Here is a 26,225-nt window from a genome sequence, read left to right as displayed (position 1 = left end):
GGCTATATGTCGATCATCAGTTCACAGGTATAATGCGTAGCCGAATTTACAACATTTAATTTATATCTGTCAGGATAAACCAATTGTAACCGTCGTTCTACATTGGTTAAACCCACCCCACCCTGTGCGTCTTTATTTTGCTGATTCTTTTTATTCACTACACTAAAGTGCAAAATCTTCTGGTTGGCAATGATATTGATTTTTACAGGCTCCGTAGGATCGGTTACTACACCATGTTTAAACGCATTTTCAACAAAAGAAATCAGCATCAAAGGCACAATTTTCTGATTATCGATCTCACCGTTCAATGTTAGTTCGATATAGGCACCATCTTTAAACCGGATCTTTTGCAGCTCAATGTAACTGGTTAAGTAATCTACCTCTTTACTTAACGCTACCGTTGGTGTATTGCTTTCGTAAATCATGTAACGCATAATTTCAGAAAGCTTCATAATCGCATCGGCTGTTTTATCTGATTTTTGATAAGCCAACGAGTAGATATTGTTAAGTGAGTTGAAGAGAAAGTGTGGGTTTAACTGCGATTTTAAAAACTGAAGTTCCATCTCGCGGCGTTCACTCTCTAAGTTTCGCTGGATCCTTTCGCTGGCAAACCAATCGATGGTAAATTTGATGATACAGCTACTGATCATGAAAAAACCACCAACAAAAGCTTTCCCTGCATAATATTCGTTCACATTGTATTCAGCGGCTTTTCCTCTTACCATCATCATATCGGCAGGGTATAAGACGGCAATGATTGTCTTGATTAAGGCAAAGACTGCAATCATCAGAAAAAACGCAAAAACATAAAGCCAGTACTTCTTTCTTCTCTTAATAAGTTCCGGGATCAAAAAAATGTAGTTGATGTAGAAAAGTGAAACATTCAGGATTCCAAATACACCAAATGAAATAAACTCCCGCTTCAGCGTTATTCCGGAGCCAGTTGTGATTACAATCACCACTGCACCTATTAATATAGTTGCCCAAAAAATACTGTGCAATATTAAAGCGCCTTTACCTTCTTTCATTTACAGATTATTTACCAGAAACAGCAGCGAGCCCTATAAGTATAGCTATACCACTTTTTCATGCATCCAAAATAACTAAAGTTTTATCGATTTACCTATACAATCTACCAACAGGCATTTTTTTTCTACCAACGGCCCAATAGGCAAATTTTATCGACGAACGCCAAAAATGTCTGTTGATCTAGAATCCTGGACACTTGGTATAATAGATTTTAGCAGGTTATTTTTCTTCAGTTTCTTTGAATCATCAAAACAAAAACAAAATGAAAACATCACCAGCAATCGAATTCAAAAATCAAACAGTTGTTACTGATGGTGTTTTCACAATCTCTCAAATAAAACCATCGATCATGAAAAAGTTAGCAAACACCTCACCATTTTTACTTTTGTTATTACCAGTATTTATGATGATTATTTTAACGCTTACTGTTAACACTAGTCAGAATGATGCAGAAATAGTGGCAAAACCTACAAAAACATCAGGCTCTCTGGTAAAACAGGCAACTGCCATTTTCAAATAGTAACAATGGGCAATTACGCTATCGAAACCGTAGGTCTGAACTTTAACTTCGGCAACCAGGCCATAGTAAAAGATTTGTCTCTACAGGTACCGAAAGGGAGCATTTACGGTTTTTTAGGGCCAAATGGCGCCGGCAAGACAACTACCATCAAAATCCTGCTAAACCTGTTGAAGTCGCCGTCCGATCAGGTTTTTATATTTGGAAAGGAAATAAACAGTAACCGTATATCCGTTCTCAAACGTATAGGTGCTTTGGTAGAACAACCGGCTATTTATGGCCATTTAACAGGAAAAGAAAACCTGGTTAACCGTTGTATATTATTGGGCATTAAAAAAGTAAAGGCTGATGAAATGCTTTCATTAGTAGGCTTAGCGGATGCCGCAAACAAAAAGGCCAACAAATATTCGCTGGGCATGAAACAACGCCTTGGCATTGCACAGGCACTGATTTCAGATCCTGAATTACTCCTTCTAGATGAACCTACCAATGGATTGGACCCGAATGGCATTATTGAAGTCCGCAACCTCATGGCCGATTTAGCCACAAAACATCAAAAAACAATATTGGTATCAAGTCATTTATTGGCAGAAATAGAAAGAACAGCCACTCACGTTGGTATCATAAACAAAGGTAGCTTATTATTTCAGGGTACGATTAACGAACTTCATTTATTGAGCAAGCCCACCTTGAAAATCGAAGTAAACAATATTGAAAGTGCATACCAGTTGTTAATTAAGGAGGGATACGAAGTTACAGACAAATCAGAACACGTGCTTACTTTACCATTTGTTTCCTCTCAAAACAGCGGAGTGCTGAATAAATTATTAATCCAGAATGGCTTCATGGTGAGCGGTTTGTATCAGCAACGGAAAGACCTCGAAAATTTATTCCTTGACATCACTAAAGCCAACTAACATGCGCGCTCTTTATATTTCCATAATATCCGAATTCTATAAATCCAGGAAAACCCTGGCCTTTTGGGCCGCCATATTGTTACCACTCATTATTTGTGGCCTGATCAGTTCTGGTTTTTATTACGACGCTGAAAAAATAATTGCTAGCCACTATCCCCCCATGTTGTTGTGGGCACGCTATAGTGGCGCAGCACTAAACGTAATGGGATTCTTGATAATGCCTTTCTACGTCATATTTATGGCCTTTTCCGTCAATAATATTGAACATAAAAATGATACCTGGAAAATGTTATTTGCCCAGCCTCTCAATAAATTTTCAATTTATAGTGCAAAATACCTGTATGCTATACTCTTGATATTTATCTGCTTATTCTTATTTGGCACACTCACCTATGCATTTGGACATCTATTACAGCTGATGGTTCCTGAGTTTAACTTTGATCAATACAATCCATTAAATATACTGATTAACGCCTATACCAAATTATTTCTAGCTTCCCTGGGCATTTTGTCTATGCAATTTATATTGAGCCTGTTATGGAGCGATTTTCTAAAGCCAATGGGGATTGGCTTTATTTGCACCATTATGGGCATTATTACTGCTAACGTAGGCTGGAAATATGCTTATCTGAATCCCTATTCTTTGCCAACGCTTGCTTTAAGAATAACCAACGTAAAAAAAGGTGCCGATCCGTTAGCGTTCCCTGTTTTTACACAGGAGATATGGACGAGTTTGATTTATGCTTCAGCCCTTTTCATCATTGGTTATTTTATTGTAACCAAAAAGAGCATAAAGTAATCGTGCCAAAAGATTAAAGGTAATTGCCCTGATAAACATATCCACAAATAAAAGCCCGCTGATCTGACTTTAGTATCAAATAGCAGGCTTTTTTGTTTAGACTGAGAGGTTGTATATATTTTTAAACTCTTAGAGAGACAATATCCTTTCTTTGAACGCCCAGACAATTAATTGATAAGAATTTTTTAGGTCGAGCTTTCTTACCATATTTCTTCGGTGCGTATTAACTGTATGCTCGCTGATAAAAAGCATTGAGCCTATTTCTTTGCTGTTGTAACCCATTGATAACAGGTGTACAATTTCAACTTCCCTTTCACTGATCGAAGCATTATTTTCCTTCAGCAGGATGTTATTTATCATTTTTGAGAGAATTAGATCGTATATATTGTTGATTAGTCTTCAATTTATTAAGAACTATTTTAAAATAATTTCAAATAGTTTCTCATTAAGAATAAACTTAGCTTGTTTTAAAATAGCAGATTAATAATCTGTTACATATACCAAAAATAGTGGCGCCAGCAATACGCTAATAGCATAAAACACCTTAAATGATAGGGTGTTTTTACGGTATTTTATTTGTAAATATTTCTTGACAGATCAGTAATTATTATCGATTTTTAGGCCTTTACAAACAAATACTTTAAATTTTATGAGCAAAAAATTAAACATGGAACCTATTGATCCAAAGGTTGCAAAGGCCATGGTTGTTGCCTATGCCAAAGACGGAATGACCTCTTCAGCATCTTACACCAAGGCAGTATGGTTTCCGGCAGAACAGATTTTGGATATCGCAAAATCAATGGATGAAGGCAAATACGATGGATTAAGAATTTATTTCGCACAATATCTGGAAGGAGCAATTGATGGTGTACCTCAATCTTACGAAGGTAAAAATACCTTACTATTGGTACCAACTATACCAGGATTGGGTTATGGCAATGATGACGATGATCATGATGATGATTTAGGCAATATTGGAAACCGCGGGCAGGGCTGTCCAGATCAGTGCAATGGTACAGCTTTATAACCATGAGATATCTATCCCCCATATTTATAGCAGAAGTGATATGCTTTATAGCCGCACTCACTATCGTATGGAAAGATAAAAATGCCTTCGGAAAAGTAATTACCTGCTATTTAGCTATTGCGCTGGTTACCGAAGAGGCTGCAGCTTATTTAGCCATAAGAGGAATACATAATTTATGGCTATTTAACATTTATATTATTTTTGAGATCAGTGCAATATTATATGGCCTTTACTATTGCCTAAAACAGTATGTTAATCCCAAGCCTATATTCACTATAGGTTTGGTCACTATAATACTGACCTATATTTTCTTTTTAGCAACCCAATCCTTTTCGCATTTAAATACGGTTACAATCACTGTAATGTCTGTAATTTTCACGCTTTTTTGCCTTTATTATTATTATTTGCTGTTAAAAGATGAAAATTTCATTGAGATTCAGATACACCCCGAATTCTGGTGGGTTACAGGCGTCCTGTTTTACTACTTTGGAAGTACGATGTCAAATCTTTTTGATGGACTATTTACAGTTAAACTTATAGGCTTTGCTACCTTAAGATATTGTATTTACATTATACTAAACCTTATTCTATATAGCTGCTGGCTATATTCCTTCATATGCAGAATGAAACAACGAAAATTGCCCTCTTAGTCGCCATTGCAACGCTTATATTCCTGCTGGTGCCTGTATTTTTGATTTTATACATCAGATCTTACAATCGGCATAAAAAGAATCATTTTCTGGAAAAACAGAATATGCAGCAGAAATTTGCGTCAGAAATACTTCAAACACGTGTGGAAGTACAGGACCAAACCATGCAAAGTATTGCTACCGAATTACATGATAATGTTGGCCAGCTGCTCAGCCTTACCACCCTTACCTTAAACTCTGTAAATTTAAATGACGAGGATAAGGCCAGAAAGAAAATAGACAATTCATTAGCGCTGGTAAACAAATCCATCAAGGAGTTAAGGGAGCTGGCAAAGCTATTACACGGGGAACAACTGGTAGAAAATGGAATTGGTCATGCAATAGATCAGGAAATTAACTGGCTCAACAAAACAGGAACATATGGGCTTCAGGTGAATAATCAATTGTTAGATCTGCAGGTCACATCGCCGGATAAAGATTTGATTATCCTTCGTTTATTGCAGGAAATCATCAACAACATCATCAAACATGCTCAGGCAAAACATATACAGATCGATGCTTGCCTCGACAAAAATGTTTTACATTTAAAGGTAGCTGAAAATGGTATAGGATTTGACCCCGATGAAATGAAGACAAAAAAATCGGGGATGGGTCTGAATTCTATTTATAAAAGAATTGAGATGATCAATGGAAAATTAGTATTAAATTCGGCACCAGGCAAAGGCACCTCCATTTCAATTGAAATCCCTTACCCTTAACTATGCAGCATCCAAATATTTCTATTGCAATTGTTGATGACCATACCCTCTTCCGCTCTGGATTGGCCAGTTTACTGGAAGAATTTGATGAAATAGAAGTGATGTTCGAAGCCATGAACGGAATCGATCTTCAAACTAAAATCAGTCAGCAACCTGGAGTTCAGCTTATTTTGATGGACATTAACATGCCTGTAATGGATGGCTTTGCCACTACCAAGTGGATTAAAGCGAACTATCCGGATGTTCATATACTCGCACTTAGCATGCTTGAGGACGAAAAAGCAATAATAGGAATGCTTAAAGCAGGTGCGGGAGGCTACATGCTCAAAGAATCTACACCTGCTGATTTATTGACCGCCATTAAAGTGATTGTAAGTAAGGGATTTTATGTAAATGAACTCGTATCGGGCAGGCTCTTAGTAGCTTTAAAAGAGGGCAACGTTAAACCCACATTTTCTGATAGAGAGCTTACATTTCTTCAATACTGCAGTACTGAACTTACCTATAAAGAAATTGCTGATCTGATGAATGTTAGCCCCAGAACGGTTGACAACTATAGGGAATCTCTTTTTGCCAAGCTCAATATTAAGTCGCGCACCGGATTAGTAGTGTATGGCATCAAAAACAATTTGATCAATATTTAACTTAAAAACCGATCAAAAAACTGATTAACAGACACTTACAATATTTATTTAGCACTTTTCTGAGAAGAAAAACTCCTAAAACAGGGATAAGAACGCTATCTTATTTACTTCCGCATAATTATTAAATAAAATTTGGACAACTAACTAATTAGTTTTAATTTAGTTAAGGCGAATCGATTTGCCATCATCCTTATTATTAACTATTATGGAAATTAAAGATTTAACTAAAGCAGAGGAGCAGATTATGCAGGTTTTATGGCAATTGGAAAAAGCATTTGTTAAAGAAGTGATTCATGAACTCCCCCTCCCCAAACCTGCCTACAACACTGTATCAACCATTATTCGAATTTTGGAAACCAAAGGTTTTATTGGTCACGAAGCCTTCGGAAAGGCTCATCAGTATTATCCTTTAATCAGCAAAGAAGAATATAAACGCCATGCAACAGAAAAACTCCTGGGCAATTACTTCGAAAACTCTGTAGAGAGTATGTTCTCTTTCTTCGTTAAAGAAGAAAAACTGGATTTAAGTGATGTTGATGAAATTTTAAAAATGATTAATCAGATTAAACATAAGCCAAAATGAGTTTTGCCCACTACTTGCTACAGGTAAATTTATACCTGATTGTTTTTTTTGGCTTTTACAAACTATTGTTAGATAAGGAAACCTATTTTACCTTAAATCGTATTTATTTAGTATCAGCTGGTATTTTATCTTTATGCACACCGTTTATCCGTTTAGAATGGTTAACAGAACAGCGGGCGGCGCAACAGGTTTATACATCGGTTAATTGGGAAGCCGTATTGGCACAGGCAACAATTGTAACGGAACGTAGCAACGGATTTAACTGGGGCAATACATTTGTATACATCTACTGTACAGGGATTTTGTTCTTTTTTGGTAGGTTCATATTTAACCTGTTAGCCGTTAAAAAACTCATCACAGTAAGCAAAGCCGGCTCCGCTTTCTCTTTTTTCGGAAAAAAAGTGATAGATCAGGAATTACCTCAAATGGATGTAATTGATATTCATGAGGAAGCACACATCAAACAATGGCATACCATAGATATTCTATTTTTCGAAATTATAGGAATTATTACCTGGCTAAATCCCGTGATTTATCTTTATAAGAAAGCCATTAAAAATATCCATGAGTATTTGGCTGATGAACAGGCCGCAGCGTTTCAAGGTGATAAGGCCGAATATGCGATGTTATTACTCAGTAAGTCGTTTGGTATTTCACCAAATACTTTAACAAACGGCTTTTTAGAAAAATCATTGATCAAAAAAAGGATTTTTATGCTTCATAAAGAACGCTCTAAAAAGATCGCTATCTTGAAGTATGGAATTTTTATTCCGCTATTTGCCTTACTCATTGTACTTTCGTCGGCTACTATACGTAAAAACGAGAAATTGTTGTCCATTACCAATCAAATACCGATGGATAAGCCTATCGAAATGGTGGAAAACATGGTTACCTCACAACAGAAGACTGTTATGGAACCTGAAACTTCGGTCGAAGGCAAAACAGATCCGAATTGGAAAGGATTTTATCAATTTTTGGCAAGGAACATCAAATATCCGAAAACAGCAAACAGCAATCAGATTCAGGGTAACGCCCAGGTCAGGTTTAATGTAAAAGAAGGTAAGATTAACCGTATAATATCAAATGTAAAATTAGGGAGCGGCTGCGACGAAGAATTGACAAAAGTAATTTTATCTTATAAAGGTTTTAAAACTTTTGCTGATGGTAAATATAACCTAACAGCAAGTTTCAGCATTCCAGAATCTTCAAAAGAGTTTAAAAACAAGCTGTTGCCCAAACCGACCGGATATGTCGATCTGAACAAAATTACGATCACATCCTATCTAGCTAACGATTTGGAAAACAGCAATGTTACACCTGAAAATACAGGCGAAGTATTCGATTTTGTTTCGATCGAGAAACAACCAGAATTTCCAGGTGGCATCACCAACTTCTATAAATATGTAGGCAATAATATCAAGTACCCTAAGATGGCACAGGATAACCACGTTCAGGGTAAGGTTTTTCTTTGCTTTGTGGTTGAAAAAGATGGTTCTCTTTCCGATATTCAGATTACACGGGGTTTAGGAAGCGGTACCGATGAGGAGGCCATAAGGGTACTAAAAGAATCACCGAAATGGAACCCTGGAATCCAAAATGGCTTAGCCGTAAGGGTAAAATATAACATCAACATTAACTTCACACTTAATGATCCTGCAAAGGAAACACTAAAAAGCAGTATTCCTGGCGACCGATCAGGGTTAAAACAGAGCATAAATGCTGATCCTTTAATCATTTTAGATGGTGTTAAATTAGCAGATAACAGTTTGCTGAATAAGATCAATCCGAATGATATTGAATCAATTGATGTGTTAAAAGATAAAACTGCAATAGACTTATATGGACCAAGAGCCAGTGACGGTGTGATTTTAGTGACCAGTAAAAGTTCAAATGGTAATGTTTTCAGGCCACTTAACCCAAGAGAACTTAGCATAGATAAAAACACTAATTTTTTTGAACTTAAAAAAAATTTTTAACCTAAGCCTAATTCGATATGGAAAAAGTAATCTTATTTAGCCTAGTAATGAGCTTCAGCATAGCCAGTTTTGCGCAAAAGACGAATAGTAACACTAAAATGATAATCAGAGGGAATGCCGCAACAAGTACCGAACCCTTATTTATAATTGATGGTAACAAGCAATATATCAGAGGAACTGCTTCACTATCTGAAATCAGTCCTGACCATATTAAAACTATTAACATTTTAAAAGACAGTACAGCTATTGCAAAATATGGAACAGATGGTATTGCAGGGGTAATAGAAGTTGAAACCGAAAATACCAACACTGGATCTAACCTATTCAAAAACAAAGCTATAGATACCGCAGGCCTTAATCTAATAGGAAAAGTATCAGGCTTTAAGGCAAAACCATTACCTGATAGTGAAACTCCTGTTATCAGGAGATATCTGCTAAACAGAGATTTTGATGATCAGGCAAAACCACTTTACATTGTAGACGGGAAAGAAGTTGATAATCCTCAGTTAAAGGGAGACGCTATTGAATCAATGGAAGTGCTAAAAGATGCCGGCGCACTAAAACAATATGGCGACAAAGGTAAAAATGGAGTCATAATTATCACAACCAAAACAGCAGCGCCAAAGAAAAATTAAATCTTAAACCTTTAATATAACAATATGAGAAAGCTAATCTTTTTAGCGCTAACGGGCATCGCCATGTGTTTTAATATCGCACAGGCACAAAATAATCACAACAAAGTATACGACTTTGTTTCCGTTCAAAAGCAACCCGCATACCCAGGTGGGATAGAAAAATTCTATGCTTTTATAAAAAGGGAATTTAAATACAGAGAAACGGACAATAAAAACAAATATGAGGGCAAAGTATTCGCCAGTTTTATAGTGGAAAAAAATGGTAGTTTAACTGACATCCGGATAATCAAAAGTATTTCTCCAGAAACAGATGCTGAAGCGTTAAGGCTCCTGAAAACATCACCTAAATGGGAGCCGGCTTTGTTACATGGAACAGCTGTACGCGTGAGATACCATATTAATTTCAAAATGGTATAAAATCGGTTATTTAATGCATTATTCAAACACAAAACCCCAGCGAAATTGCCGGGGTTTTGTGTTTTCTCTCCTGTCTCGGAAGATTAAATTTAGAAAAACTTTAATAGATATGCAAATATTACAGAATATAATTTCTAAATACACAAAAATTTAATATGCAAACATAAGATTATTACCACTTTCGCAAACTTTTATTTTGGCAAAAATTTATTATATAAACTTTCGATTTTCAAACTTAGAGTTTCATCGGTTTTCATATTGACCTGAGGCTGTTATTTATAAATTATAGCAGCACATTTTTAATCGAGTCATAATACCGAAATATGATCATACTTTAGTGGCGATTAAGCAGCAAACTAAAAAGCCCCCACAGTGTGGAGGCTTAGCACCCGGCCATCAAAAACCAGGAACACAGTATATTGTTTAAACGGTCTCTTCTGAAATAAATTTTGCAGAAGCAAAATCGCGGTTCATACGGGCGATGTTTTCTAAAGAGATTCCTTTAGGGCATTCTGCCTCACAGGCACCCGTATTGGTACAGTTACCAAAACCCTCAGCGTCCATTTGCGCTACCATGCTCTGTACCCTACGGTAACGTTCGGGCTGGCCTTGTGGCAATAGCGCTAACTGAGAGATTTTAGCTGATACAAATAACATCGCCGATGCATTTTTACAAGTTGCCACACAAGCACCACAACCAATACAGGCAGCCGCTTCGAAAGCCGCGTCAGCCTGCATTTTAGGAATTGGCAAATTGTTGGCATCCTGAGCATTACCGGTATTTACAGATATAAAACCTCCGGCAGCAATAACCCTGTCAAATGCAGAACGATCTACGGTTAAATCTTTTACTACAGGAAAAGCAGCGGCTCTCCAAGGCTCAACAACTATGGTATCACCATCCTTGAATGAACGCATATGCAACTGGCAGGTGGTAACTAAATCTTTTGGTCCGTGCGGACGGCCATTGATAAACATGGAACACATCCCGCAAATCCCTTCGCGGCAATCGTGGTCGAATACAACCGGCTCTTCACCTTTATTGATTAATTGTTCGTTTAATACATCGAACATCTCTAGGAAAGACATATCCGGTGAAATATCGGCCAATTTATAATCCACCAAAGCACCTTTGGTATTGTTATTTTTTTGACGCCAAACTTTTAGCGTTAAGTTCATATTTCCTGTACTCATGATATTGAGGTTTTAGGTTAGCGGGTTGCGTTTAGCGTTTGGCGATTAACCGCTTTACGCTGAACGCCATACGCGTCACTATTTATAACTTCTTTGTGCAACTTTAATATTTTCAAACTTCAGTTCTTCTTTGTGAAGTTCGAAGTTTACACCTTCTTTAAACTCCCAGGCGGCTACGTAGGCGTAATTTACATCATCGCGTAATGCTTCCCCCTCTTCCGTCTGATACTCCTCACGGAAGTGGCCACCACAACTTTCGTTACGGTTTAAGGCATCAATACACATCAACTCACCAAGTTCGATAAAATCAGCCACACGGCCTGCTTTCTCCAATTCAGGGTTAAGCTCATTGACAGCACCAGGTACGCGTACATCTTTCCAGAATTCTTCACGCAAAGCCCTGATCTCCTGAATAGCTTCATTCAAACCTTTTTCATTACGGGCCATACCACATTTCTCCCACATAATGTGGCCTAAACGTTTGTGGAAATGATCCACCGATTTCGTTCCTTTAATGTTGACCAAGGTATTTAATATGCCTACCGCTCTGGCTTCTGCCTCGGCAAACGCAGGGTGATCAGTCGGGATGGCTTTGGTAGAAATTTCCTTCGATAAATAAGCACCTATAGTGTAAGGTAAAACGAAATAACCATCTGCTAAACCTTGCATTAAAGCAGATGCACCTAAGCGGTTGGCACCATGATCGGAGAAATTAGCCTCACCGGTACAATATAAACCAGGTACAGATGTCATCAGGTTGTAATCAACCCATAACCCGCCCATCGTATAGTGAACTGCCGGATAAATACGCATTGGTGTTTCGTAAGGATTTTCACCGGTAATCTGTGCATACATATCGAACAGGTTCCCATATTTTTCCTTAATTACTGCCGTACCTAAGCGCATGCAGGTTTCTTTATCCGGATTGTGGTTACCTGCTTTAGCCGCTTCGATTCTTCCGTAACGCTCTGTATTAGCTTTAAAGTCTAAATAAACCGCTAATTTAGAAGCACCTACACCGTAACCTGCATCGCAACGCTCTTTTGCTGCACGCGAAGCCACATCACGGGGAACCAGGTTACCAAAAGCAGGATAACGACGCTCTAAATAATAATCTCTTTCCTCTTCCGGAATATCTGAAGCTTTACGGGTGTCATCTTTCTTTTTAGGCACCCAGATGCGTCCATCGTTACGCAACGATTCAGACATTAGGGTTAATTTAGATTGATGATCGCCTGAAACCGGAATACAGGTTGGGTGGATCTGTGTGTAGCAAGGGTTTGCAAAATAAGCACCCTGTTTGTGTGCTTTCCACGCTGCCGTTACGTTACTCCCCATCGCATTAGTAGAAAGATAGAAAACGTTACCGTATCCACCAGTACCCAATACTACCGCATGACCGAAGTGACGCTCAATTTCTCCTGTAATTAAGTTACGGGCAATAATACCGCGTGCTTTGCCATCGATTTTAACCACCTCAAGCATTTCATGGCGCGTATACATTTCCACTTTACCCATACCAATTTGGCGTTCTAAAGCAGAATATGCACCTAATAATAGCTGTTGACCTGTTTGACCGGCAGCATAAAAAGTACGTTGTACCTGTGTACCTCCAAATGAACGGTTATCTAACAAACCGCCGTACTCGCGGGCTAAAGGCACACCTTGTGCCACACATTGATCTATAATATTGGCACTTACCTCGGCCAAACGATGCACATTGGCTTCGCGGGCGCGATAATCGCCTCCTTTAATCGTATCATAGAAAAGGCGATAAACACTATCACCATCATTCTGATAGTTTTTTGCTGCATTGATACCACCCTGAGCAGCGATCGAGTGTGCTCTACGTGGCGAATCCTGGAAACAAAAACATTTTACTTTGTAACCCATCTCGGCTAAAGTAGCCGCCGCCGATGCACCAGCTAATCCCGAACCTACAATGATTACTTCAATAGTTCTTTTGTTCGATGGGTTAACCAAAGGCACTGAAGACTTATATTTTGTCCATTTACTGGCTAATTCGCCTTCTGGAATATTTGAATTAATATCTGACATATCTTTTGTGCTAAAAATTATTGAATAAGACCAAAATAAACTGCTATCGGCATGGCTGCGAAAAGAATCGAAATAATAATTGAATACCAAACACTAGCCCCTTTAATTATACCGTTATATTTTGAGTGGTTCCATCCCATTGTCTGGAATGCCGAAGCAAAACCATGCAATAAGTGGTAGCAAAGGGAAATCATCAACAAAGCATAAGCAATAACCCTAACCGGATCTTGAAACTTCGCTCTCATTACGGCATATAAATCCTCATTTCCGTTGGCATCAACCGTCGGAATTCCTGTAAAACGGGAAACCACCCAAAAGTCCTTCAAGTGGATAACAAGAAAAATCAGGAGTAAAGTTCCTAATAAACCCATGGAGCGGCTGTACCACTTACTGTTGGCGCTACCATTATAAACTGCATAACCCTCTGGCCTTGCTTTTCTATTTTGAATAGTAAGGTTAACTGCCTGGTAAATGTGCACCAGTAAACCTAAAAACAATATGTACTCGCCCGCTCTAATGATCCAATTGGTAGCCATAAAATGCGCCCCAATATTAAATTTCAAACCGTTATCGTCAAGAAATATTAACGAATTAATACCAGCATGTACAATTAAAAAGAGTATCAGGAATATCCCTGTAATACCCATCACGTATTTTCTTCCAATTGATGAAGAAAGTGCATTTCCGAAACCACTCATTTGATTAGGATTTATATCTAAATTTTCTGCAAAAATATCTAATTATGAGTTTAATTTATAAACGATTATGACAAAACAGCGATAAAACATTTATTTAGAAACATTCTAAAGCATATTCGTAATCAATCGAAAGAATATGTGCTTATTTAGCGTTTCGATTTTAAGAATAGTTCAAATGCAGTGGCCTTGATCAAGGGGTTTAATAACATGGAAGATCAAAATGATATCAAGTTGTCCGACCGAAACGTTACTGCTATCGAAATAACTGCCCAATTTGCTACCAGTTTTTAAGGGTGCGTAATGAAGAGAGTTTGAATATTAAATCTGAAACCAAAAATGCCTTGATAATTAAGCCAATAGCTTAGACAAATGCCAAAGCATAATTGAACTTAAAATTTCGATGTATAACTAATTCTTTCGTTATATCGCTTCACCAATTGATCAATATGAAAAAAAAGCGCTACTTACTTATTTTGTTTGCCTGCTTCTTTAATAGCTGCAATCCCGCTCCTGCTATTTTTAATCTTGAAACCAAAAATTTTGGCCCTAACGCGGTGATCTCCGTCAAAAGTTCAGAAAACGGCGAAATCTTAAAAGTCGAAAATATCACCAATGGCAATCAAACATTCAAAATCAACATGCCCAAAACGGGTTACGCCGTATTAAGTACATATGACAACGGTCATGATGAAGAATATTACTTTTATCTGGATCAAGGTAATTACAAGGGGTTTCTTGATGGAAAAAATACTGCTACTTACCCGTTTGAAATCTTGCCGACTAAAGAAGGTGAAGAAATGATCAGCTTTTACAAACAAAAGGAGGCGATGAACAAAAGTCTGTTGGATAGTTTAGCGCTTGCAGAGCATGAACTCGACCTGGCTACTCCTGAAAACATTGCGGAAAAAGCAAAAAAGGCTGATATATGGAGAGAGAGAAAAATAAATTTAGAACTGAATAATATTCAAACTTTCGCCAAAAGACATCCCAGATCCGGTGCCACTATATTCTTGCTAAACAGGTTTGGAAGAGCAGATTCTGAAGCAAAAAAATACCTGTCAATTTTTAAAAGTTTGGATAGGGAGGTACAGGATAGCAAAAGTGGCAAAAAACTGCTATCAGAAATCATGCAGGCCAACCAAATGATGGCGGGGAACAAAATGCCGGATATAGAAGGCGAGACGCCTGATGGGAAGAAGTTTGATAGGAGTATATTGAAAAAAGTCAACCTGATTATCTGCTGGGTTTCTTACAGCGGAAAAAACCGAAAAAATAACCAGATATTGGCTCATCTTTACGAAAAGTATAAGGACCGGAACGTAGAATTTATTGGCGTATCGTTTGATAAAAATAGGGATAGCTGGGAAAAAGTGATTAAAGCTGATCAGCTGATCTGGCCGCAATATTCAGATCTTTTAGGCGCAAAATCGCCTAACGCGAAAAACATCAGTAATTTTAATGCAACCTATTTCTTCCTGGCAGATAAAAATGGTATCGTGCTCAGCAATAACGACCTTACACTTGATTTCGTGGATAGTGAAATAAGCAAACATCTGGTCAGCCCAGAATAAGGTAAAAAACTAACCAATAAAAAAAGTCCCGATTTGCATCGGGACTTTTTACGATTTATGTATTCGAGTTTTCTTAAGCTACTTTAACATTTACCGCGTTTAGGCCTTTTCTACCTTCTTCTACATCGTAGTTTACGGTATCATTCTCGCGAATGTTATCGATTAAGCCTGAAACATGAACAAAAATTTCGGCATCGCCATTAGATGGAGTGATAAATCCGAAACCTTTAGTTTCATTAAAAAATTTTACTGTTCCTTGTTGCATTATATTGTATTTTAATTTGCACCAAAGATAGGTTTAAATACCTATAAATCAATTTTTTATTTTTTTATTATGTAAATAATGCCAAATACATCCCCTATTTGTGTTTTAAGTCCCTTTTGAGATCAGATTTATTGTATAAATTATGGATACATCACCTCGTTTTATCACTAAAATGTATTAAAAACAAGCTTTTCTAAGTTGCTTTCCCGCGTAAACAAAGCAAATCCAGAAATCAAAATTTCAAACTTTACAAATTCATCTCAAATTAGCGATAAACAAGGCTTTCGCTTTGTTCATAATTTACCTTCACATTTTCGGTAATTTTTATAACCAATGTTTCGTTGGCCTTAGCACTATAGCTTAAGATTAACAAATTACCGACGATTTCGTGTAAAATTAATTTCGGACTGGTATAGGTAATCGAAACCACGTGTGCTGCTTTATTTAATAGGTCTGAAGCATAAATATGTAACTCGGCCCAGTCGAAAAGTACTGGACGGTTTTTAAGATCATTTAAAACAGGCATTTTATTTTCCAAGGAAGCAATGCTGTTCATTACCGAATACTGAAGCTTTTGATTTAGCGTACCCACCTCTTCGTTACTTAGCTGCATCTGCGAAAAGGTATGCACCTGTTGATCCAGGCTGTATATTCTTGATCTTTTTTGAAATTCTTTGTAAGTATCATGAAATATTCTTCTTTCAAAATCCGTTCTGCACATAAAATTGAAATATTGTTTTATGCTGAGGTTAATACTAGCTAAAGCCATAATTTCGGTTTTTGTGGGTGATTCAAATATGGAACTATAAAAATTAGTTAATCTCTTTAAAGGCTAATGATCAATCGATAATAGCGAAACTAAATCTTGATTATGAAAAACGGATGAATATTGATTTAGGTATAAAAAATTAAGCAGAGCAACTGATGTTTAAGGTATTTTAACAAACTGCATTCCGATCAATTGTCATTCTGAACGCGGTGAAGAATCTTTTCGCATAACCAGACCAAAGTAAAACGCAGACCAAACTATGATAATTCAATTTTAAAAAACTGTTCAGTTAGCTGGCAGGTTACTACTATATAAAACATGTATCACTAAAATAAAATTGATATGGAAATGAGAAATAACCATGCTTTAATCCAGAACTTGCTGGATTGTGCGTTAGCTTGTGAACATTGTGCATCATCTTGCTTGAAAGAAGAAGACATCAACATGATGATTGATTGTATTAAACTGGATAGGGATTGTGCGGATATCTGTACCCAGGCGGCCAGATTATTGCAAAGAGACTCAGTTATAGGTCGTCAGTATTTATTACTTTGCGAAGAAATATGCAGGCTTTGTGCAGCAGAATGTAGCAAACATGATCATGAACACTGTAGGCAATGTGCAGCGGCCTGCGAAGAATGTGCGGACGCCTGTCATGCCAATCACGAACCTGTTAATCAGGATTAAAATAAAAAAGGCTTCCCAAATTAAACCGGGAAGCCTTTAAACTATTTATTACCATTAATTACTGTGCCGGGAAACTGTAGTTATAAGAACCTTGTTCACTTACACCAGAGATACTCACCATATTGTTTCTGCCTAAAGGCAATGCTTTTTGAACATCGGCCACAGAATTTACGGGTTGTCCGTTTACTTTGGTGATAATTAAACCTTTTTCTATCCCAATATTATCGAAAGCTTTACCAGTAGTAACTGATGTTACCACCACACCGCTGTTAATGCCATATTTCGATTTCTGCGCTTGAGTAGCCGGAACAAAAGTTGCACCTAGTTTAGAAACCTCTATGCTTTTGCCTGCAGCATTTTTAGCTGTTAGGCCAACACTTGCTTCTCCTTTTAAAGTTACGGTATAATCTTTAAGCGCGCCATCTCTCAACACGGTTAATCTAACTTTATCGCCAGGATTTAAGCGTCCTACCCTTTCCTGAAGATCAGGCGAATCGTTAATCACTACACCATCAACTTTTTTAATCACATCGCCTGCTTTGATGCCAGCCGCCGCAGCACCGCCACCAGCAACTACATCGCTCACATACAAACCACTAATTTCGTTGGTTTTAATGCCTTCAGGTTTTTCTTCGCCACTCAAGGGTACAAAGTTAACTCCGATATAACCACGTTTAACCGAGCCATACTTCATAAAATCATCTACAATTTTGCGGGCCAGGTTTACCGGAATTGCAAATCCATATCCCTGGTTGTATCCGCTTTGCGATGCGATTGCGGAGTTGATACCTACCAATTCGCCGTTAGCATTTACCAGTGCCCCCCCACTGTTCCCAGGGTTAATGGCGGCATCCGTTTGAATAAATGACTCAATACTGGTATTCGCCGGACGATCTGGTCGTTTACCGGTACGTTGGTATTCACGATATTCTTCTTCTGTAATTTCATTACCCTGCTGCTCACGGCCAATGATACCGATGCTACGGTTTTTTGCACTTACAATACCCGCTGTTACCGTTGTATTTAAATCTAACGGAAAACCAACAGCCAATACCCATTCTCCAACCTGTACATTATCTGAATTACCCATTTTTACTACAGGTAAACCTGTCGCATTTACTTTAATTAATGCTAAATCGGTATTCGGGTCGCGGCCAATTACTTTTGCCTCTACCTTACGTCTGTCTGTTAAAACCACCTCAACTTTCTCTGCATTTTCTACCACGTGGTTGTTGGTCACAATATACCCATCCTGACTGATGATTACCCCAGAACCGGACGCGGCTCTTGGCATACGTTGCATCTGACGGCCACCGCCACCAAAGAAATCTTCCATCATATCAAACGGTGAAGAACTTCTGCTTCCACCACTCTGCGCAGCGTAAGTAGTTTTAATATGTACTACACCCGGTGCCACTGCGGCGGCTGCCTGGGTAAAATCTGCAGTACCTGCTGATGATACTTTTAGTGGATTATTGGCAAAATACAAATTCTGTTTTTCAGTAATTGTACTGCCGGTTTGGTTATGCTCAAATAGCTTATAACCTCCAATCGCTGCTGCCCCACCTATAAAAGCAGCCAACACGCTAATTCCTAATATTTTTTTCATGTGTATGTATATTGTTTTTTAATGGCTCCGATTATTATAAACTAATTTGCTAGCTAATGGTTTAGCCTATAACATCGTTACTAAATTTTATTGTTTGCAGGAGCGGTTTATTTTTGGTTTAAGCAGGATGCTCCAGCAGTTCTCGTCTGCTTAAATTTTCTTTAGTAAGTTTATTCAAATTTAATACCATATAAACGATATTTGTATGCTCAAAGCACTTGGTTTTGTGTTAAAAAATGTTAAATCAAAAAACACAGATCCATAAATAGCTTTCCGCATCCCAAATATTGCACTAGAAAATGAAGCTTTCATGAAAATTAATTTCTTTAAATACCAGGGCGCAGGCAACGACTTTATTTTAGTAGACCACACCAAAAAAACATTAAAAGACGTTGACAATCAATTAATTGAAAAATTATGTCATAGAAGATTTGGTATTGGTGCCGATGGATTGATGTTTTTAACCAAACATGAGGATTATGATTTTGAAATGCATTATTTTAATGCAGATGGTCAGCCCGGGAGCATGTGCGGAAACGGTGGCAGATGCATTGTCGCTTTTGCCAAACAACTCGGCATCATTGACCGGGAAACAAACTTTTTGGCAGTAGATGGATCACATTATGCCAGAATTTCAGAAAACGGAGAATGGATCGATCTGCAAATGATTGATGTTGACACCATTACCAAAGATGGTGAAGCTTACATATTGAATACCGGCTCGCCACATTACGTTGCCCTACAAAGTAATTTAAAAGATTTTGACGTTTTTACGGGAGGAAGAAATATCCGCTACAATTCTAACTATGCGGAAAAGGGGATAAATGTAAATTTTGTTGAAGATAAAGGCGATCATTTATTTGTACGCACTTACGAGCGCGGTGTTGAAGACGAAACCTATGCTTGTGGTACCGGCGTAACCGCGGTTGCCATGGCTATGGCCAAACATAAAAATCAGACGGGTCATATTAAAACCGATATTAAGGTTTTGGGCGGGGATATTAAAATAGAATTTGACTATAACGGTACTACATTTACCAATGTATTTTTATGTGGACCAGCCAAATTAGTTTTCGAAGGAGAGGTAGGCTAATCTTTTTATAAACCTTACAGTTTTTTAAAACCTTCGGGCTTGCCCGCAATCAAAATGTCTCGTGTAAAACATACACCAAAAACACTTTCTGTTTACTAAAATAAACAGGATTAATTATAAAAAAGTGCTTTATACCAAGCAATTTTAACAGCTATTAACATCTGTCTCAAGATATTTACACACTCATTTTTTAGCAAAAACTTCATTTAAAGCACTAAATGATAACCTTTTAAATGAAGAAAACGACTACTCCACATTTAAAATAAATCAATCGATTGATTAAATGACAGAATTTGGACAGATTTATTTTTGGTTAGGCTCTATTTTTGGATAATTATAGCGGAATCGAAGTCCTAAATTTTAGCGACGCTCTTAATTCCGGAAATTCAAATTTATACACACAGAAATAGTCCATGAGAAAAGTTACAACTCTCTTTTTTAGCGTGAGCATAGGTATGCTCCTGGCGTCCTGCGGGAACAATGACGATGCTAAAAAAGCAGCAGCTGCGGCAGCAGCTGGTCCGCAAGCCTATCCGGTTTTTACCGTAAACACACAAAATACCACTCTAGATTCTGATTATCCGGCAACAATTGAAGGCATCCAAAATATCGACATCCGCCCAAAAGTTGACGGGTTTATTGAGAAGATTTTTGTAGATGAGGGGGCAGTGGTTAAAAAAGGCCAGTTACTTTTCACCATTAATGCGCCTCAGTATGAACAACAGGTACGCACCGCAAGAGCAGCTATTAGCAGTGCAGAAGCAGACGTTAATGCCGCCCAGTTAACCGTAAATAAAACCAGGCCCCTGGTTGAAAAAGACATCATTAGCAAATATGATCTGGATGCCGCTCAGTTAACACTGCAAAGCAGAAAAGCAGCATTGGCACAGGCAAAGGCCGAATTGGTAAACGCACAGGTTAACTTAGGCTACACTTCGGTTAAAAGCCCAGTTGATGGTGTGGTTGGCAGCATTCCTTTCAGAAATGGAAGTTTAGTGAGCAGTACCAGTACACAGCCTTTAACAACAGTTTCTAATATCTCGAAAGTTTATGCCTACTTTTCTTTAAATGAGAAACAACTGCTTGATTTTTCCAGAAACTATAAAGGAAATACCTTGGCCCAGCAAATGAAAAACATCCCGGCGGTAAGTTTGGTACTGGCAGACGGAACCGTTTATGCACAAAATGGTAAGGTTGAATCCATCAACGGACAGATTAACACCAGTACAGGCTCTGCAAGCTTAAGGGCTACTTTCCCCAACCCTACTTCTTTATTAAAAAATGGTGCCAGTGCTTCCGTTAGGGTTCCACAGCACATTGATAATGCCATATTAATCCCACAAAAATCAACCATCGATTTACAGGGTAAAAAGTTCGTTTATGTTTTAGGCGATTCTGCTAAGGTAATCAACACTGAAATTGAGATTATGGATCTGGCCAAGGGCAAGTTCTATGTGGTAACCAAAGGCCTTAAAAGTGGAGATAAAGTTGTTTTAGAGGGTTTCCAATCCTTAAAAGACGGGACCAAAATCAAACCTGAAGAAAAAAGTGCTGATTCAGTTTATGCTGAGATTAAGAAATAACCATATCATGTTGCTTATCACACTTTTATAGTGTAATCAATATCAATTATGTTCAAGAAATTTATAGAAAGACCGGTTTTATCAACGGTTATATCCATCATCATCGTTATACTCGGTGTTTTAGGTTTAGCTACGTTACCGGTTTCACAATACCCTGAAATTGCCCCGCCAACGGTGCAGGTTTCTACTTCATACCAGGGTGCCAATGCTGATGTGGTGATGAACAGCGTAGTTGTTCCGCTGGAAGAGCAGATCAATGGTGTGGAAGACATGACTTACATGACTTCAAGTGCCAGTAACGATGGTACCGCAACCATTACCGTAAACTTTAAATTAGGTACTAATCCTGATCTGGCAGCAGTTAACGTACAGAATAGGGTTGCCCGTGCAACCAGTTTATTACCTGCTGAGGTAACCAAATCGGGTGTAATCACCGCAAAAAGACAGGCGAGTAACGTACTGATCTTTGGTTTATATAGCGACGATCCTTCCTACGATCAGAAGTTTTTGCAAAATTATGCCAACATCAATATTATTCCACAGATTAAACGGATCAATGGTGTTGGTGATGCGAGTGCCTTCGGAACACTGGATTATACCATGCGGATCTGGTTAAAACCTGATGTAATGGCTACCTACGGCCTCGTGCCAAATGATGTTAGTGTAGCCCTTGCCGATCAGAACGTAGAGGCCGCTCCCGGTCAATTTGGAGAGTTGGGTAATCAGGCCTTTCAATATACCCTAAAATATACAGGTAGGTTAAAAGATGAGGCACAGTTTGGCGATATTATTATCCGCACTACGGATAACGGCCAGATTCTTCGGTTAAAAGATATTGCGAGAATAGAATTAGGTGCACAAAGTTATGCCAGTTCGGTTAAATTTAACGGAAAACAGGCTTTGGGTATCGCCATTAATCAAACCGCAGGTTCAAATGCGAAAGAGGTAATCGAAAATTCTATCAAGACTCTCGATGAAGCGCAAAAATCCTTCCCGAAAGGCGTACACTATTCCACTTTGGTTAACGTCAACGACTTTTTGGATGCATCAATCGAAAAAGTGCTCCATACCTTAATTGAAGCATTTATTCTGGTGTTCCTGGTGGTATTTATCTTCTTGCAGGATTTCCGGTCAACCCTGATTCCGGCAATCAGCGTACCGGTGGCCATTATCGGAACTTTTTTCTTCCTGAGCTTATTTGGGTTTACCATCAACCTGCTCACCTTGTTCGCCCTGGTACTCGCCATTGGTATTGTGGTAGATGATGCCATTGTGGTAGTGGAGGCTGTACACGCCAAATTGGATGAAGGTTATACCGATGCCAAAAAAGCGACTATTGATGCCATGGACGACATTAGCGGAGCGATTATATCCATCACTTTAGTAATGGCTGCCGTATTTATCCCGGTAAGTTTTATCTCCGGATCATCTGGCGTATTTTATAAACAATTCGGTTTAACGCTGGCCATTTCGATCATTTTATCGGCCATTAATGCCTTAACATTAAGTCCGGCATTATGTGCTTTATTTTTAAAACCACATAAAGAAGAGCACCAAAAATCTAAAAACTTTTTACAGCGTTTTTACGATGCTTTTAATACATCATTTGATGCGGTAACCGGAAAATACAAAAAATCGGTAAGCTTTCTTTCCAGAAAAAAATGGATCGTAGGTTTGGCTATTGCTTTTTTTGCAGTGGTATTGGTCTGGACAATGAATACCACACCTAAAGGTTTCGTGCCGAACGAGGATTTGGGAACCATCATGAGCGATATCTCCTTACCGGCAGGCACATCGCAGGAAGAAACCAGTGTGATTATCACTAAGATTGATAGTATTGCGCACCAGATACCTGAAATTAAAAATACGCTAAGGATTGTTGGCCGAAGCATGATTAGTGGTTCAGGCAGTTCATATGGTATGGTAATTTCCCGTTTAACGCCATGGGATGAACGCAAAGGCCGCGATGTAAAGGCAATTATTGGCGAATTGTTTGCAAAAACTGCAGGCATTAAAGGGGCCAAAATTATTTTCTTTGCGCCGCCAACTATTCAGGGTTTTGGTACCAGTGGTGGTTTTGAGTTCCAGCTACAGGATAAAACCGGTGGGGATATCAAAAAATTCAACGAAATTGGAAACGGATTCCTAGCAGCGTTAAGTAAACGTCCTGAAATTCAATATGCTTCCACCTCTTTTAACCCCAATTTCCCACAATACCAGATTGATGTAAATGTGGCAAAGGTTAAACAGGCTGGCCTGAATGTGAGTGATGTATTGGGTGTAATGCAAGGATATTACGGCGGCGTTTATGCTTCTAATTTCAATAAATTTGGGAAACAGTTTAGGGTAATGTACCAGGCCGATGCGCAGTATCGCGCTAATGAGCAAACGTTAACCCGTATTTTTGTGAGAACCTCTTCAGGGCAGATGGCTCCGGTATCAGAGTTTATCACTTTAACCAAGGTATACGGACCACAGGCTATCTCGCGCTTCAACTTGTTTACATCAATTTCGGTAACGGGTAACCCAAATGCTGGTTATAGCTCTGGGGATGCATTAAAAGCTGTTCAGGAAGAGGCCGCTAAAAATCTTCCTGCAGGATATGGCTATGAATTTTCGGGTTTATCACGTGAGGAGATGGCAGGAGGAAGTCAAACTGTTTTCATCTTTTTACTTTGCGTAATCTTTGTTTATTTCTTGCTTGCCGCACAGTATGAGAGTTATATTTTACCACTGGCCGTTTTGTTCTCTTTACCAGTTGGTTTAGCAGGTGTTTTTGTTTTTGATAAAATTTTCGGAGTAGATAATAACATTTATACGCAGATTACGCTGATCATGCTGGTTGGATTACTCGCCAAAAATGCAATTTTGATTGTAGAATATGCGGTAGACAGGAGAAGAAAAGGTATGAGTATCGCCAATGCGGCAATTGATGGTGCAACAGCACGTTTACGCCCGATCTTAATGACCTCTTTTGCATTTATCCTTGGGTTATTGCCGTTGATGCTTTCATCAGGTGTTGGGGCAGCAGGTAATACTTCAATTGGTACAGGTGCAGTGGGTGGTATGTTGATCGGAACGATATTTGGAGTTTTCGTTATTCCTGCCCTGTTTATCATATTTCAGTCTTTGCAAGAGCGGATCAGTAATAAATCGCCTTTTAATGAGGGTATTGACCATGAACAAACGCCAGAGGAATACGAATTGGCTACTGCGAACAGCAAACATTAATATTAAGAAAATGAATTTTAGATATAAACATTCCCTTTTAATCGGTTTAGTCATTGTTGCCCTGAGTGCCTGCGTAACTAAAAAATACGAACGCCCTCAGGTAAAAAGCCAGGGTTTATACCGGGGTAATAATACAACAGATACGACTACAATGGCCGATCTACAGTGGAAAACGCTGTTTTCGGATACTACTTTACAGTCGCTGATTCAACAAGGGATAAATGAAAATTTGGACCTGAAACAGGCCATTGAACGAATCAAAATTGCAGAGGCCACCTTAATACAGAGTCGTGGAGCATTACTACCGAGCTTACAGGCTGATGTGAATGTAACTGACAATAAGCAATCGCAGGCTTCTTTAAACTTTCCTCCCGGGATCAATATTAATTTAGAAACCCAAACTTACAAGGCACAGCTGAGCACCAGTTGGGAAGCCGATATATGGGGAAAGTTAACAAGTGCAAAACGTAGCGCATATGCAGCTTTGTTACAAACTGATGCTGCAAAAAGAGCCGTACAGACCCAATTAATCGCTACCATCGCCAATAACTATTACACTTTACTGGCTCTTGATAAACAACTGGCCATTACCGAACAAACTATTAAGGTGAGGGCACAGGATGTAGAAACTATGAAAGAGTTGAAACAAGGTGCTGTGGTAAATGGTGCGGCAGTTGTGCAAAGTGAAGCCAATTTATATGCTGCACAGGTAACCTTGCCTGATTTAAAAAGAAGCATTAAAGAGGCTGAAAATGCATTAAGTGTACTGGTAGCAAAAGCACCTGATGCGATTAACCGTACCACTTTAGATCAACAGACTCCTTATGCGAATTTACAAACAGGGATATCAGCACAACTGTTAAAAAACCGTCCAGATGTAATTGCCGCAGAATTTGGCTTCAGGTCGGCTTTCGAAAATACAAACGTAGCGAAAACTTATTTTTATCCTGCTTTTACCATTACCGCAGCGGGTGGATTATCAAGCTTACAATTACAGGATTTCTTTAGCAAATCCATCTTCTATAACTTAGTTGGGGGCTTAACGCAACCAATTTTTGCAAGAGGTGCCAACAAAGCCCGGCTGAAAACTGCTGAAGCCAATCAACAAATTGCTTTTTACAATTTTCAACAAACACTTTTAACAGGTGGACAGGAAGTATCAAATGCCTTGTATGCTTACCAAACTGCTGCTGAGAAAGAGGAAACAAGGGCAAAACAAATTGCCTCATTAACCAAAGCAGTAGATTTTACCAAAGAATTATTACGCTATAGTTCGGCAACAAACTACACTGATGTGTTAACCTCAGAACAAAGTTTATTAACAGCTCAGTTAAGCGGAATTAATGATCGGTTACAAAAACTTCAATCGGTGGTAAATCTGTACCGTGCATTAGGCGGTGGCTGGAAGTAATTAATAATCAACAAGCAAAATGAAGGCATTCTGATTTTTCAGGATGCCTTTTTATTTGGTGGGCTATGTCTCTACAATCCATCGCGTTATGCTTTTGCCACAGA

Annotated in this window: 24 protein-coding genes; 16 read left to right on the top strand and 8 right to left on the bottom strand. The window is 38.4% G+C overall.

Annotation, left to right across the window (positions count from 1 at the left end; genetic code table 11):
• Positions 1 to 2: 2 nt before the first annotated feature.
• Positions 3 to 1,028, bottom strand: a complete 1,026-nt coding sequence (locus tag QZ738_RS05750; RefSeq protein ID WP_293785569.1) for a sensor histidine kinase — start codon at positions 1,026 to 1,028, stop codon at positions 3 to 5.
• 263 nt (positions 1,029 to 1,291) lie between these two features.
• Between QZ738_RS05750 and QZ738_RS05745 the strand changes: the two genes are divergently transcribed.
• The 3 genes from QZ738_RS05745 to QZ738_RS05735 are packed head-to-tail and all read left to right on the top strand — an operon-like array spanning position 1,292 to position 3,262.
• Complete coding sequence (locus QZ738_RS05745; protein WP_293785567.1) at positions 1,292 to 1,549, top strand: hypothetical protein; 258 nt, start codon at positions 1,292 to 1,294, stop codon at positions 1,547 to 1,549.
• A 5-nt stretch (positions 1,550 to 1,554) separates the two neighbouring features.
• Positions 1,555 to 2,463 (top strand): ABC transporter ATP-binding protein, encoded by a 909-nt coding sequence (locus QZ738_RS05740; RefSeq protein WP_293785565.1) that lies wholly within the window; start codon positions 1,555 to 1,557, stop codon positions 2,461 to 2,463.
• A 1-nt stretch (position 2,464) separates the two neighbouring features.
• Positions 2,465 to 3,262, top strand: a complete 798-nt coding sequence (locus QZ738_RS05735; protein ID WP_293785563.1) for an ABC transporter permease — start codon at positions 2,465 to 2,467, stop codon at positions 3,260 to 3,262.
• A gap of 129 nt (positions 3,263 to 3,391) precedes the next feature.
• Here the strand turns inward: QZ738_RS05735 and QZ738_RS05730 are convergent, their stop codons facing one another.
• Positions 3,392 to 3,622: a response regulator transcription factor gene (locus tag QZ738_RS05730; protein WP_293785561.1), complete on the bottom strand. Its 231-nt coding sequence runs from the start codon at positions 3,620 to 3,622 to the stop codon at positions 3,392 to 3,394.
• A 289-nt stretch (positions 3,623 to 3,911) separates the two neighbouring features.
• Between QZ738_RS05730 and QZ738_RS05725 the strand changes: the two genes are divergently transcribed.
• The 7 genes from QZ738_RS05725 (at position 3,912) to QZ738_RS05695 (ending at position 9,952) form a co-directional block, all read left to right on the top strand.
• Positions 3,912 to 4,289 (top strand): hypothetical protein, encoded by a 378-nt coding sequence (locus QZ738_RS05725; protein ID WP_293785559.1) that lies wholly within the window; start codon positions 3,912 to 3,914, stop codon positions 4,287 to 4,289.
• A gap of 616 nt (positions 4,290 to 4,905) precedes the next feature.
• Entirely contained in the window at positions 4,906 to 5,697 is a 792-nt protein-coding gene (locus QZ738_RS05720; RefSeq protein WP_293785557.1) for an ATP-binding protein, read from the top strand.
• A gap of 2 nt (positions 5,698 to 5,699) precedes the next feature.
• Positions 5,700 to 6,341 (top strand): response regulator transcription factor, encoded by a 642-nt coding sequence (locus tag QZ738_RS05715; RefSeq protein WP_293785555.1) that lies wholly within the window; start codon positions 5,700 to 5,702, stop codon positions 6,339 to 6,341.
• 205 nt (positions 6,342 to 6,546) lie between these two features.
• On the top strand, positions 6,547 to 6,924 hold the full coding sequence (locus QZ738_RS05710) for a BlaI/MecI/CopY family transcriptional regulator (protein ID WP_293785553.1): 378 nt from the start codon (positions 6,547 to 6,549) through the stop codon (positions 6,922 to 6,924).
• A complete protein-coding gene (locus QZ738_RS05705; RefSeq protein WP_293785551.1) occupies positions 6,921 to 8,900 on the top strand; it encodes a M56 family metallopeptidase in 1,980 nt (659 codons plus the stop codon). Before QZ738_RS05710 ends, QZ738_RS05705 begins: the two co-directional genes overlap by 4 nt.
• Before the next feature lie 17 nt (positions 8,901 to 8,917).
• Positions 8,918 to 9,535, top strand: a complete 618-nt coding sequence (locus QZ738_RS05700; RefSeq protein WP_293785549.1) for a TonB-dependent receptor — start codon at positions 8,918 to 8,920, stop codon at positions 9,533 to 9,535.
• Positions 9,536 to 9,559: 24 nt separating this feature from the next.
• The gene (locus tag QZ738_RS05695; RefSeq protein ID WP_293785547.1) at positions 9,560 to 9,952 is read left to right on the top strand and encodes an energy transducer TonB; all 393 of its coding nucleotides are present in this window, start codon (positions 9,560 to 9,562) and stop codon (positions 9,950 to 9,952) included.
• Positions 9,953 to 10,375: 423 nt separating this feature from the next.
• Here the strand turns inward: QZ738_RS05695 and QZ738_RS05690 are convergent, their stop codons facing one another.
• From QZ738_RS05690 to QZ738_RS05680, 3 genes are all read right to left on the bottom strand, one after another.
• Positions 10,376 to 11,146, bottom strand: coding sequence for a succinate dehydrogenase/fumarate reductase iron-sulfur subunit (locus tag QZ738_RS05690; protein WP_293785546.1), 771 nt, complete (start codon positions 11,144 to 11,146; stop codon positions 10,376 to 10,378).
• A 78-nt stretch (positions 11,147 to 11,224) separates the two neighbouring features.
• Positions 11,225 to 13,204: a fumarate reductase/succinate dehydrogenase flavoprotein subunit gene (locus QZ738_RS05685; protein ID WP_293785544.1), complete on the bottom strand. Its 1,980-nt coding sequence runs from the start codon at positions 13,202 to 13,204 to the stop codon at positions 11,225 to 11,227.
• Positions 13,205 to 13,221: 17 nt separating this feature from the next.
• A complete protein-coding gene (locus QZ738_RS05680) occupies positions 13,222 to 13,902 on the bottom strand; it encodes a succinate dehydrogenase cytochrome b subunit (protein WP_293785542.1) in 681 nt (226 codons plus the stop codon).
• Between the two features lie 446 nt (positions 13,903 to 14,348).
• On the opposite strand from QZ738_RS05680, the gene QZ738_RS05675 reads away from it, so the two are divergent.
• The gene (locus QZ738_RS05675; protein WP_293785540.1) at positions 14,349 to 15,473 is read left to right on the top strand and encodes a thioredoxin family protein; all 1,125 of its coding nucleotides are present in this window, start codon (positions 14,349 to 14,351) and stop codon (positions 15,471 to 15,473) included.
• A gap of 73 nt (positions 15,474 to 15,546) precedes the next feature.
• Here QZ738_RS05675 and QZ738_RS05670 read toward each other — a convergent pair whose 3' ends face one another.
• Entirely contained in the window at positions 15,547 to 15,738 is a 192-nt protein-coding gene (locus QZ738_RS05670; protein ID WP_293785538.1) for a cold-shock protein, read from the bottom strand.
• Positions 15,739 to 16,003: 265 nt separating this feature from the next.
• Entirely contained in the window at positions 16,004 to 16,507 is a 504-nt protein-coding gene (locus tag QZ738_RS05665; protein ID WP_293785536.1) for a hypothetical protein, read from the bottom strand.
• 342 nt (positions 16,508 to 16,849) lie between these two features.
• Here QZ738_RS05665 and QZ738_RS05660 point away from each other — a divergent pair, with 342 nt between their 5' ends.
• Positions 16,850 to 17,194 (top strand): four-helix bundle copper-binding protein, encoded by a 345-nt coding sequence (locus QZ738_RS05660; protein ID WP_293785534.1) that lies wholly within the window; start codon positions 16,850 to 16,852, stop codon positions 17,192 to 17,194.
• Between the two features lie 58 nt (positions 17,195 to 17,252).
• Here QZ738_RS05660 and QZ738_RS05655 read toward each other — a convergent pair whose 3' ends face one another.
• Positions 17,253 to 18,803, bottom strand: coding sequence for a trypsin-like peptidase domain-containing protein (locus tag QZ738_RS05655; protein WP_293785532.1), 1,551 nt, complete (start codon positions 18,801 to 18,803; stop codon positions 17,253 to 17,255).
• Between the two features lie 310 nt (positions 18,804 to 19,113).
• On the opposite strand from QZ738_RS05655, the gene dapF reads away from it, so the two are divergent.
• The 4 genes from dapF (at position 19,114) to QZ738_RS05635 (ending at position 26,121) form a co-directional block, all read left to right on the top strand.
• Positions 19,114 to 19,896 carry a diaminopimelate epimerase gene (gene dapF, locus QZ738_RS05650; RefSeq protein ID WP_293785530.1) on the top strand — a complete coding sequence of 261 codons (783 nt, stop codon included), beginning with the start codon at positions 19,114 to 19,116 and terminating at the stop codon, positions 19,894 to 19,896.
• A 413-nt stretch (positions 19,897 to 20,309) separates the two neighbouring features.
• Complete coding sequence (locus QZ738_RS05645) at positions 20,310 to 21,479, top strand: efflux RND transporter periplasmic adaptor subunit (RefSeq protein WP_293785528.1); 1,170 nt, start codon at positions 20,310 to 20,312, stop codon at positions 21,477 to 21,479.
• Between the two features lie 48 nt (positions 21,480 to 21,527).
• The gene (locus QZ738_RS05640; RefSeq protein WP_293785526.1) at positions 21,528 to 24,710 is read left to right on the top strand and encodes an efflux RND transporter permease subunit; all 3,183 of its coding nucleotides are present in this window, start codon (positions 21,528 to 21,530) and stop codon (positions 24,708 to 24,710) included.
• A gap of 10 nt (positions 24,711 to 24,720) precedes the next feature.
• Complete coding sequence (locus QZ738_RS05635; protein ID WP_293785524.1) at positions 24,721 to 26,121, top strand: efflux transporter outer membrane subunit; 1,401 nt, start codon at positions 24,721 to 24,723, stop codon at positions 26,119 to 26,121.
• Positions 26,122 to 26,225: the final 104 nt, after the last annotated feature.

The sequence above is a fragment of the uncultured Pedobacter sp. genome, assembly GCF_913776295.1.
Lineage (GTDB): Bacteria > Bacteroidota > Bacteroidia > Sphingobacteriales > Sphingobacteriaceae > Pedobacter.
The sequence above is the reverse complement of the archived record's forward strand: the minus strand, read 5'-3'. Positions and strand labels throughout refer to the sequence as shown.

Excerpts from the sequence above, each read along its gene's own strand:
- QZ738_RS05705 (WP_293785551.1), top strand. The coding sequence starts at position 6,921 with ATGAGTTTTGCCCACTACTTGCTACAGGTAAATTTATACCTGATTGTT.
- QZ738_RS05730 (WP_293785561.1), bottom strand. The coding sequence starts at position 3,622 with ATGATAAATAACATCCTGCTGAAGGAAAATAATGCTTCGATCAGTGAA.
- QZ738_RS05690 (WP_293785546.1), bottom strand. The coding sequence starts at position 11,146 with ATGAGTACAGGAAATATGAACTTAACGCTAAAAGTTTGGCGTCAAAAA.
- QZ738_RS05695 (WP_293785547.1), top strand. The coding sequence starts at position 9,560 with ATGAGAAAGCTAATCTTTTTAGCGCTAACGGGCATCGCCATGTGTTTT.
- QZ738_RS05750 (WP_293785569.1), bottom strand. The coding sequence starts at position 1,028 with ATGAAAGAAGGTAAAGGCGCTTTAATATTGCACAGTATTTTTTGGGCA.
- dapF (WP_293785530.1), top strand. The coding sequence starts at position 19,114 with ATGAAAATTAATTTCTTTAAATACCAGGGCGCAGGCAACGACTTTATT.
- QZ738_RS05725 (WP_293785559.1), top strand. The coding sequence starts at position 3,912 with ATGAGCAAAAAATTAAACATGGAACCTATTGATCCAAAGGTTGCAAAG.
- QZ738_RS05720 (WP_293785557.1), top strand. The coding sequence starts at position 4,906 with ATGCAGAATGAAACAACGAAAATTGCCCTCTTAGTCGCCATTGCAACG.
- QZ738_RS05675 (WP_293785540.1), top strand. The coding sequence starts at position 14,349 with ATGAAAAAAAAGCGCTACTTACTTATTTTGTTTGCCTGCTTCTTTAAT.
- QZ738_RS05710 (WP_293785553.1), top strand. The coding sequence starts at position 6,547 with ATGGAAATTAAAGATTTAACTAAAGCAGAGGAGCAGATTATGCAGGTT.
- QZ738_RS05665 (WP_293785536.1), bottom strand. The coding sequence starts at position 16,507 with ATGGCTTTAGCTAGTATTAACCTCAGCATAAAACAATATTTCAATTTT.
- QZ738_RS05635 (WP_293785524.1), top strand. The coding sequence starts at position 24,721 with ATGAATTTTAGATATAAACATTCCCTTTTAATCGGTTTAGTCATTGTT.
- QZ738_RS05700 (WP_293785549.1), top strand. The coding sequence starts at position 8,918 with ATGGAAAAAGTAATCTTATTTAGCCTAGTAATGAGCTTCAGCATAGCC.
- QZ738_RS05735 (WP_293785563.1), top strand. The coding sequence starts at position 2,465 with ATGCGCGCTCTTTATATTTCCATAATATCCGAATTCTATAAATCCAGG.
- QZ738_RS05670 (WP_293785538.1), bottom strand. The coding sequence starts at position 15,738 with ATGCAACAAGGAACAGTAAAATTTTTTAATGAAACTAAAGGTTTCGGA.
- QZ738_RS05680 (WP_293785542.1), bottom strand. The coding sequence starts at position 13,902 with ATGAGTGGTTTCGGAAATGCACTTTCTTCATCAATTGGAAGAAAATAC.
- QZ738_RS05655 (WP_293785532.1), bottom strand. The coding sequence starts at position 18,803 with ATGAAAAAAATATTAGGAATTAGCGTGTTGGCTGCTTTTATAGGTGGG.
- QZ738_RS05660 (WP_293785534.1), top strand. The coding sequence starts at position 16,850 with ATGGAAATGAGAAATAACCATGCTTTAATCCAGAACTTGCTGGATTGT.
- QZ738_RS05745 (WP_293785567.1), top strand. The coding sequence starts at position 1,292 with ATGAAAACATCACCAGCAATCGAATTCAAAAATCAAACAGTTGTTACT.
- QZ738_RS05740 (WP_293785565.1), top strand. The coding sequence starts at position 1,555 with ATGGGCAATTACGCTATCGAAACCGTAGGTCTGAACTTTAACTTCGGC.
- QZ738_RS05715 (WP_293785555.1), top strand. The coding sequence starts at position 5,700 with ATGCAGCATCCAAATATTTCTATTGCAATTGTTGATGACCATACCCTC.
- QZ738_RS05640 (WP_293785526.1), top strand. The coding sequence starts at position 21,528 with ATGTTCAAGAAATTTATAGAAAGACCGGTTTTATCAACGGTTATATCC.
- QZ738_RS05685 (WP_293785544.1), bottom strand. The coding sequence starts at position 13,204 with ATGTCAGATATTAATTCAAATATTCCAGAAGGCGAATTAGCCAGTAAA.
- QZ738_RS05645 (WP_293785528.1), top strand. The coding sequence starts at position 20,310 with ATGAGAAAAGTTACAACTCTCTTTTTTAGCGTGAGCATAGGTATGCTC.